The 6,926-nt window shown below is 47.7% G+C and carries 8 protein-coding genes and 1 rRNA gene; 7 read left to right on the top strand and 2 right to left on the bottom strand.

Translation table 11 applies throughout. The features are described from left to right. Positions 1-28 precede the first annotated feature (28 nt). Positions 29-141: ribosomal RNA gene (gene rrf, locus F453_RS0111855) — 5S ribosomal RNA — on the top strand. Positions 142-449: 308 nt separating this feature from the next. Here the strand turns inward: rrf and F453_RS0111850 are convergent. Continuing rightward, positions 450-1,187, bottom strand: a complete 738-nt coding sequence (locus tag F453_RS0111850; protein WP_009237505.1) for an SIMPL domain-containing protein — start codon at positions 1,185-1,187, stop codon at positions 450-452. Between the two features lie 357 nt (positions 1,188-1,544). Here F453_RS0111850 and F453_RS0111845 point away from each other — a divergent pair, with 357 nt between their 5' ends. The 3 genes from F453_RS0111845 to F453_RS0111835 all read left to right on the top strand — a co-directional run bounded on the left by F453_RS0111845 (position 1,545) and on the right by F453_RS0111835 (position 3,040). Continuing rightward, positions 1,545-2,180, top strand: coding sequence for a hypothetical protein (locus F453_RS0111845; protein ID WP_018968208.1), 636 nt, complete (start codon positions 1,545-1,547; stop codon positions 2,178-2,180). A gap of 22 nt (positions 2,181-2,202) precedes the next feature. After that, positions 2,203-2,757 (top strand): cob(I)yrinic acid a,c-diamide adenosyltransferase, encoded by a 555-nt coding sequence (locus tag F453_RS0111840; protein ID WP_018968207.1) that lies wholly within the window; start codon positions 2,203-2,205, stop codon positions 2,755-2,757. 61 nt (positions 2,758-2,818) lie between these two features. Then, positions 2,819-3,040: a DUF2795 domain-containing protein gene (locus F453_RS0111835; RefSeq protein WP_009231301.1), complete on the top strand. Its 222-nt coding sequence runs from the start codon at positions 2,819-2,821 to the stop codon at positions 3,038-3,040. A 463-nt stretch (positions 3,041-3,503) separates the two neighbouring features. Here F453_RS0111835 and F453_RS0111830 read toward each other — a convergent pair whose 3' ends face one another. Beyond that, positions 3,504-4,070, bottom strand: coding sequence for a methyltransferase family protein (locus tag F453_RS0111830; RefSeq protein ID WP_018968206.1), 567 nt, complete (start codon positions 4,068-4,070; stop codon positions 3,504-3,506). Between the two features lie 425 nt (positions 4,071-4,495). Here F453_RS0111830 and F453_RS0111825 point away from each other — a divergent pair, with 425 nt between their 5' ends. Genes F453_RS0111825 through F453_RS0111815 form a run of 3 tightly spaced genes read left to right on the top strand, consistent with a single transcriptional unit; the run spans position 4,496 to position 6,676 of the window. Further along, a complete protein-coding gene (locus F453_RS0111825; RefSeq protein ID WP_018968205.1) occupies positions 4,496-5,305 on the top strand; it encodes a polysaccharide deacetylase family protein in 810 nt (269 codons plus the stop codon). Continuing rightward, positions 5,302-6,264 (top strand): glycosyltransferase family 2 protein, encoded by a 963-nt coding sequence (locus tag F453_RS0111820; RefSeq protein WP_009237510.1) that lies wholly within the window; start codon positions 5,302-5,304, stop codon positions 6,262-6,264. The genes F453_RS0111825 and F453_RS0111820 overlap by 4 nt, the downstream gene beginning before the upstream one ends. After that, positions 6,242-6,676, top strand: a complete 435-nt coding sequence (locus tag F453_RS0111815) for a GtrA family protein (RefSeq protein ID WP_018968204.1) — start codon at positions 6,242-6,244, stop codon at positions 6,674-6,676. The genes F453_RS0111820 and F453_RS0111815 overlap by 23 nt, the downstream gene beginning before the upstream one ends. Positions 6,677-6,926 lie beyond the last annotated feature (250 nt).

Here is a 6,926-nt window from a genome sequence, read left to right as displayed (position 1 = left end):
CCTTGCTTGTGCGATAGTCAACCCCCAATCAGGTGGTTATTGCGGCGGTGTCCCACCTCTTCCCATTCCGAACAGAGAAGTTAAGCCCGCCTGCGCCGATGGTACTGCAATGCAATGCGGGAGAGTAGGTGGCCGCCTTTTTTCATACGACAGCCCCGAGCGCGACGCTTCGCACTCGGGGCTTGTTCGTTTTGGGAGGGAGTGAGCTTGTAAGTTGGTGAGGTTATGAGTTTATAATGTGGTTATTGTGAGCTTATAAGTTCATGAGTTCATAAGTTTATGGGGGTATAGGTTCATGAGTTTATAAGCTTATAAATTTGTCAGTTTACAAGTTCATAAGCTCGTTAGTAGCAGCATTTTCAATGCGAAGGGTGGCGTATGAGCTTTGTAAAGGGACAGTTGTATGTGCGTCCCAAGTATGTGCTGTCTTTAAATTCCCTTTTATTCCTTTACTTCACCTTATACGTCGTTCTCACCGTAATGCTAGCCACCTTTTCTTTGCTGCTTGTGTTGAACGTTCCGCCCCAACTGTATTCCTCATCGCTATTAAGACCTACGATTTGGAAGACACCCATCGACGATGATACCAACGCACCAACCTTAGATTCGCTACCTTTGGCAATAGTTTGGGCACGCTCGTATGCGTTGGCCGAAGCTTGGTTAAGCATTTCCATCTTCAGGTCGTTTAGCTTTGTGTAGTAGTACAATGGTTTTTCACTACTGAAATCCATACCGCTGTTGTACAGTTCGGAAATGCGTTGGTAAACGCTTTCAACGCGTTTGATGTCGTTCGAACTAACCGTGATTTTCTGCGAAACGGCGTAACCATTTTCAAGCGTTACGTATTTTCGGCTATCTTCGTCCCAAAAGTCTTTCGTGCGTTTGTTGATATCCACGCTACTCAGCGTTATTTCCTTTTCGGGAATGCCGTGTGTTTGTAGGTATTGACGCATCACCCGAGCCGCCTTCTCAAACTCGGTGAAGGCCGAGCTACGTGTCGAACCCTCCGCATTAACCGATATCTTCCAAACGATAAGGTCGCTAGTAATCTGTTTTTCGGCCATACCCGTGACGTTGATATTGGGTTCTCCCTCTCTAAAGTTTTTGAAACCAGTGGCAATCAGCCAAGCTCCGATAACAATCACCACGCCAATAATCGAGGTGATAATAATTTTTGTCTTGTCCATACGATATTAAGTTTATGAGTTCATTAGTTGACGAGTTGACAAGTTAGCGAGTTTATGAGGAACTCGAAAGATGAAAAGGTGAAAGGGTGAAAGAATGGCTAAGGCCGTTTGAACAATTCCGACTTGTCGGAGAACACACGGCAATCCTTTACTTTAGACCTTATCTGCCACTCCTGATTAGTGTCCTTTGCCTCTTACGGCTTGCTTTTCTGTCTTACTCCATATCCCCTTCTGCGTCTTATTTTGCAAAAATAGCGAAAAGAACGATAGCTTGTTACAAATTCCCCATAATTTTTTCGCGGAGCCATGCATTTTAAATAGTTTTAGGTTTTTTCGTTAGCCCTCTTTCCGTTTAAAATGCTTAACTTTGCATTTCACATTATATATAATTCCTCACGAAACGTGTATTACCTCGAACGACTTTGGATTTGGCTTACCCGACTTACTCGCTGCCGTGGTTTCGGTATACAGTCGCCGTCTGCTTATTCGTTCGTGCGCTACGTGGTGAACGAACATTATCCCTATTACGCCTACGCCGACCTGACCAATAGCCACCCCCAACTGGGCAAACGCCCACGCAAGTTGGGCGAGTTTTATTTCCGTTTAGCCAATTTCGCCCAAGCCAGCCATTGGCTTTGCTGCGGACAGGCACCCCATTGGTTGGCTCCTTACGTGCAGGCAGGATGCAAAGCCACAGAAGTTTGCAACATTGATGCGAGCGATTTCCACGCAGATGCCTCGCCCGAGCAGCCCCTCGTGGTGCATCTACTCGACCCTTTGCATGCTGAAGGAACCTACGAACGGGTCTTGCCTATGCTCAACCAGCGGTCTATACTCGTTCTAAACGACATTCGCCTCTCATCCCATTCTAGGCAATTGTGGCAAAAATTGCGCCACGACCCACGTACAGGCGTAACCTTCGACTTGCATTATTGCGGACTGGTTTTCTTCGATACCGCCCGACCCAAGCAGCATTACGTCATCAATTTTTAACCCCCCAGCCCATCTCCCCCACATGAAGATATATACCAAAACAGGCGACCAGGGCACCACAAGCCTAGTAGGCGGTGTGCGTATAGACAAGTCGCACGCCCGCATCGAAGCATACGGCACCATCGACGAACTAAATTCTGCCCTCGGCTATCTGCTTTCACTGCTCCCCGATGGCGTAGATGTAGCCTTGCTCGAGCGTGTTCAGCACGAGCTTTTCAACATCGGTACCCACCTCGCCACCGACCGCGAACAACGTCCCGATGCCCCTGTGCCGCCCCTCGACCCATCTAACGTCACCCAACTGGAAGCGTCCATCGACCAGATGCAGGCCCGACTGCCGCCCCAAGCCCATTTTATATTGCCTGGAGGAACGCCTGCCGCAGCCTGGGCGCACGTTTGTCGCACCATTTGCAGACGTGCCGAGCGTCGCGTTGTAAGCCTGTCGCATCTGGCGGAAGTGCCTTCCCATGCCTTACTATATCTCAATCGCCTCTCCGATTACCTCTTCGTTTTGGCACGTTTTATCAACCATAATGCTGAATTAATTGAAAAAACTTGGCAAAACACTTGCAAATAACAATAAAAGTATTATTTTTGCAGCCTAAACCGAGAACATTAACAAGAAAAACGATTAAGATATGTATTGGACATTGGAATTGGCATCTAAACTAGAAGATGCACCTTGGCCAGCAACCAAGGAAGAACTCATAGACTATGCTATGCGTTCGGGGGCACCTTTGGAGGTGTTAGAAAACTTGCAAGAGATTGAAGACGAAGGCGATGTCTACGAGAGTATCGAAGATATTTGGCCCGATTATCCCACAAAAGAGGACTTTCTCTTCAACGAAGACGAATATTAACTATAACAGGGGGGTGTGTTTGACGCTGTTCAAACCATCCCCTTCTTCTTTTCCTAGTCCCATTGTCAACCTTTCGTTTAGCCTTTGCCAAACGATAGAAAAGGCAAATACGAGATTATGCACCATATATTTTGAGCTAGGGCAGATACAACAGACATTTATTATACGACCAACCGCTACGCCGTAGTTAGCGTAACGCCGCTAACACATACATGGCCTCTTATGAGTTGTTTTTTATCTCTGGCTGGCTTGTGAATAAGCCTTGGCATACGGCTTTTACAACTCCCACCTCGTTCCAGCTATGATGTAACCCTGTTCCATGTCGTCTGGAACGTTGTTCCATCTCATCTGGAACCGAGTTCCATGTCATCTGGAATAGGGTTACAGATAAGTGATAGCCCGTCGTTAAAGCAATAACTAGTCTGTTAGGCCTTAAAAATGCACGTCGTTGAGCTAACCTTTCTCACCCCCAAAGCAGATAACGGGGCGTCTTAGCTTTATATTCTAGATATTCTTTTCCGTATGTCTGTTCGCAATAACGCTCTTCGCCAAGGATGGTGAAATGCATCGCAATGCCAAAGGGAACAGTGACGAGGAGCAGCCAAAGCGAGGCGCAGGCAATGCTTGTACCCAGCATTGACGTGAAAAAGAAGAAATACATGGGGTTGCGCGACCAACGATAAATACCGCTTTTGATGGTCTTTCCCGCTGGGTCGATGCCGTAACTGTGAAATGCCCAGATAAAGGCGGCCAGCGAAAGAACAAATATGGCGCCGCCTGTGACGAACCATGCCGTGCCAAACTTGAACGGAACAAAGACCGAAAGCACAAGCAACGCGATTTGAAGGCACGAACTTACCGATGCCCAAAGCCTATCGCTAGACGTGTACCACGATGTATCAACCGCGCGTTTGCCCATTTCGGGGAAGAGCGCCATGTAAACAAACTGTATAAGTACCATGCCAAACGCGGGTATCCAAGCGTTAAACCAACCGATTTGAAGGGTTGTGAAGAATGATAAATCTAACATCTTGTTTTGAATTTATGAGGTTATAAGTTTGCAAGTTTATAAGTTTCGGATGAACAAGTTAACTGTTTAGGCATGTTCTAATAAATCGTGCTAAGGTTTAATCGTTATTCCTTGTAATCGCTCTTCACTGCCTTTAGCCAGTTAATTGTCATCCCTATTGGCTCGTTTTCTGCCCTTATTGCAAAGATATGACAAATTGTTTAACGGCACAATCACCAAAAATAGTGATTTTGTTCGCCGCGTTTTATCAGTTGCCTGATGCCTTGACAGGGCATGTATCTTAGCCGTGAGCCTGCGTTTGGTAGGCGTTCATGGTTTTAGAGGTCTTCCGAAAAACAGTTGAAGGTGGTTCTTGAACCGTCTTGGCCCATCAAAGCCCTTTCAAAAACCACGTATGTTGCCGATTATTTTCGTAACTTTGCACTATGCAAACAAAAGAAAAAGAGCTGATATTGCTAAGTTTCGACACCGAAGAGTTTGATGTTCCGCGCGAGCATGGCGTAGACATCAGCTTGGAAGAGGGCATGCGCGTGTCGGTAGAAGGTACTACGCGCATTCTCGATTGCCTGAAATCGAATGGCGTTCGCGCCACTTTCTTCTGCACGGGCAACTTTGCCGAGCAGGCTCCACGCCTTATTCGTCGCATCATGGACGAGGGACACGAGGTGGCTTGCCATGGAGTGGACCATTGGAAGCCTGTTCCCGAAGACGTATGGCGGTCTAAAAACATACTTGAACGTGTGGCGGGCGTGCCCATGCATGGCTATCGGCAGCCCCGTATGTTCCCCGTGAGCGACGATTCATTGGCCGAGGCTGGCTATCTGTATAACTCTTCGCTCAATCCAGCTTTCGTTCCAGGGCGTTATATGCACCTCACCACACCCCGTCGTTGGTTTATGAAGGGTGAGGTGATGCAAATCCCCGCTTCGGTTACGCCCCTTTTGCGCTTTCCTTTGTTTTGGTTGTCGTTGCACAATTTGCCCCAATGGCTCTACAATGCCATGGTTAGGCGCGTGTTGCGACACGATGGCTACTTCGTAACCTACTTCCATCCGTGGGAGTTTTACGACCTTAAGGAGCATCCCGAATACAAGATGCCCTTCATCATACGCAACCATAGCGGTGTGGATATGGTGAACCGACTAGACCGTTTGGTAAAGATGATGAAGCGGCGAGATGCTGAATTTATCACCTATACCGAGTTTGTTAAACGAAAAAAGGGGGAGAAGAGATGACGCGATTGGCTATTGTTTCGCCTTGTTACAACGAAGAGGCGGTGCTAGACACATCGGTGGCACGACTAACGGCATTGCTCGACACATTGGTTCGTTCGGGCGACATTTCGGCCGAAAGCATGATTGTGTTTGTGAACGATGGTAGCACAGACGCCACATGGCAGCTTATATGTCGCCATCAACGTGAAAACCGTTATGTGCGGGGCATTAACTTGGCCCGAAACGTGGGTCATCAAAGCGCCATTATGGCTGGAATGCTCACCGCAAGACATTGGGCCGACGTGGTGATAACCATCGATGCCGACCTGCAAGACGACCTCGCGGCCATCCCTCGCATGCTGCAACATTATCGTGAGGGTAGCGACATCGTGTATGGCGTTAAGGTTTCGCGTAAGGCCGACCCCGTTTTCAAACGCCTTTCGGCTATGGCTTTCTACAAGTTGCAGTCTAAAATGGGCGTGAAAAGCGTGTTCAACCATGCCGATTTCAGGTTGATGAGCAGGCGCGCACTGGATATTCTTGCGGGTTATGGCGAGCGCAATCTCTACCTGCGCGGACTGATACCCATGATAGGACTTGAAAGCAGCACCGTAGACGACGTTATTAGCGAGCGCACGGCAGGCACATCGAAGTACACTTTAAAGAAGATGCTGTCGTTGGCGCTCGATGGTATAACCTCGTTTTCGGTTCGTCCCATATACCTTATATTATATATAGGCTTCTTTTTCCTTTTCCTCAGTCTTGTGGCAGGCGTGTATGTTGTTCATGCCCTCATTGTTCACACGGCCTATCCGGGTTGGGCTTCCATCATGTTAAGTCTTTGGCTCATAGGCGGTGTCATCATGTTGTCTATCGGCGTGGTGGGCGTTTACGTGGGCAAGATATACACCGAGGTGAAAAATAGGCCTTTGTTTAACATACGCGAGATAGTTGGCGATGACGACGACACAAAGGTTTAAAGGTTGGTGGAAAGGCAATCCCGCCTTTCGGGCACACTTTTGGCGCGTGTTTCGCTTTGGCATTGTGGGCGCAATATGTACGGCCTTGCATTATGGCGTGTATTGTCTTTGCCTGTTGTTTGCCAATGCCAACGTGTCTTACACCGTGGGTTACGTGGTTGGCTTGTTGTGCAACTACGTGCTAACCACCTATTTCACCTTTCAAAGTAAGGCCACGCGTGGCAACGTTGCGGGCTTTGTGGCCAGTCATGCGGTGAACTATCTCATGGAGATTGGTTTGCTCAACCTCTTCCTTTGGTTGGACGTTAGCAAATGGTTGGCACCAATTCTAGTGATGGCCATTGCGGTTCCGATAAACTTTTTGTTGCTGAATGTGGTGTATGGAGGTAGGAGTAAAGAAGTAAGGAAATAACGTAGTAAGGGAATTTGATGAGGAGTTAAGGAGTTAGGAAGTTAGGGAGTTAAGCCAAATGCTTGTGAAATCAAAGACTGCCTTACCATGGCCCTATCTCCAAAGAGAGAGGGGAGTGGTATGCTTTGTCGCTTATGGGTGTGTAATAGTATGCGTTTTAGGTTTATTTTCTATCAAGACATTACGCGAGTTCGGGATAAGAAAAATTCGTTATGCCAACTACCGCGTAGCGGTTGGTGGTGATAGGGCT

Source organism: Hoylesella loescheii DSM 19665 = JCM 12249 = ATCC 15930 (genome assembly GCF_000378085.1).
GTDB classification, from domain to species: Bacteria; Bacteroidota; Bacteroidia; order Bacteroidales; family Bacteroidaceae; genus Prevotella; species Prevotella loescheii.
This window is presented reverse-complemented; position numbering and strand designations above follow the sequence as displayed.